This is a genomic window from Janthinobacterium sp. ROICE36, assembly GCF_002869965.1.
Classification (GTDB): Bacteria; Pseudomonadota; Gammaproteobacteria; order Burkholderiales; family Burkholderiaceae_D; genus Janthinobacterium.
In genome coordinates this window covers 1-1,939 of the sequence record NZ_PEBS01000161.1, presented here as the reverse complement: position 1 = coordinate 1,939, position 1,939 = coordinate 1, and the positions used below count along the sequence as shown (strand labels likewise).

Sequence of the window (1,939 nt, the reverse complement as noted above, 5' to 3'; positions counted from 1 at the left end):
CGCAAAACTTCTGCGTTATTCGCTCCTGCCTCGACACGCTACGGAAACAAGGCCATGGCATGCTCGCCGTCTTGCAACGCGCCTTCGCTGGAAACCCGATTCAGCCAGCCCCCGGCTGAACAGTTACAAAATTTCCCCCTTCCCCTGCCATTTTTTATCACGGCAGTTATCCTGAGTTTCTCTTTAGGCGCCTGCAAAATGTCGAACGACACGAAAGAAGTCTTGCCACGCAACCAAAGCCTGCCGCTTTTCAATCCCCATGTTCCTGATTTCATTTGCGAAATTGAGGCGGGTAAGGTGCCGCCCATCGATGCGCAAGCCGAGGACTGGTTTCTCGAAGCGCGCGCCTTGGAAGATCCTGAAATTTTCTTGGAAGACCGCGATTACAAAAAAATCGTCGCTCTGACGCGTCAGGCGGCAGAGCGATTGCACTGGAAGGCGATGCTCAATCTGGCCAGCCTGTATGTGGAAGGGCGCGACCCTTTATATGGAAAGGAAGAAGCGGTGCAACTGGTGGAAAAGGCGATGCGGCTCGGGATTCCGGCGGCATATGACCGGATGGGAACGTATTATGCGAATGGCACGGGTGTCAACGGCGACATCACGCGTGCTTATGCCTTCTGGCAAAAGGCGGCGCAGATGGGTAATCCTCAATCGATGGAATTTTTGGCGGATAAATTAAATGTTGGACCTGCAAATGAGGGTGCAGGGTATTGGGCTAATATTCCTGTCGCAATAAAAATGATGGAATGTGCATTTTCCCAAGGAAATGGGCCGGTTGCATATAATCTGTCTTATATGTATGCATCCCCGAGAATGGCCTCAGGCAGAGTTAGTGGTCCGCGTACGCCAGAAACCAAAGCACTTGCTCTTAAAGTCTTACACAAGGGAGTAGCATTCGGCTGCGAAAAATGCGCAAACAAACTGGAAATTGAATTTGGAGATCCATTTGATCTTGCAAACATGCTGGTTCCGTACATTGATAAAGCGCGGGCGGAACGTTACGGCGTACTTAATCGTGCCCTCGGCTTCAACCCCAATCGCCGCTTCCCCAACCTCGATAAAATCTTGCCATTGCCACCGGCCGATCTGCCGCCCTGGGATGGCCAACGAAAGAGCCTGCTCGACGCCGCCATGGGCGTCCGACCGCCGCCAGCCATCCCGCAGGCAAGCGCCGCCTCGCTGTTACAAGAACCGTATTTCCTGGCCGCCGACTATGCGCTGCGTCCCACCGGCTTGCACAGCGATGCGCCGACCGCGCCGTTTTCCGCATATTGGCAACCTGCCCAAGGGCAGGGTTTGACGGAGCCGGCCCGGCTATTTCACAAAGGCGAAGAGTTCCGCCATTTCAGCGTGCTGGTTGCCGCTGGCAAGAGCCGTTATGGCCCCGTGACGTGGGAACAGTGCCTGACGATACGGCACAACCAAGGCGCCGTGGAACCGCGCGCGGTGCACGGTTTGCTGCGCGAGGTGGCGCGGCCCGAGCCATGGTTGAGCTGTGCTTGCGGGCAAGCCTGTCCGGCCAGCGGCGTCTGGCAACCGTGGGTAGCGGCCGACCATCCGCTGCAGGCGATCGTCAACCAGTACTGGCGCCAGACTTGGCTGACCCAAGGCGCGCCGTTCCCACAACCGCGCCGCGACTGGCTGCTCGATTTGCCTGACGACGAGGTGACGTGGCATTTGATGGATATGTCCCTTCCTGATGTCGGATAGCGCGGTGCGGCAGCGATGGAGCGCACAATGATTTGGAATCAATGCAGCATGGTTGCCACGAGAGGTGAGGTACCCTGACTTTTTCGGACACTCTAGTTAGGTAAACTTCACCAACTGGAGAACTTATGACACGCTCAAAAACCTACACACCGGAGCTTCGTGAAGAAGCGGTAAAACTGGTCCTGACGCAGGGCCTGACGCTGGAAGACGCGGCACTGCGCCTGAC

Annotated in this window: 1 protein-coding gene; it reads left to right on the top strand. The window is 56.3% G+C overall.

The window, feature by feature from the left end:
* On the top strand, positions 1-1,713 hold a 1,713-nt coding region (locus CSZ94_RS27805; protein WP_219726061.1), incomplete at its 5' end, for a tetratricopeptide repeat protein.
* Positions 1,714-1,939 lie beyond the last annotated feature (226 nt).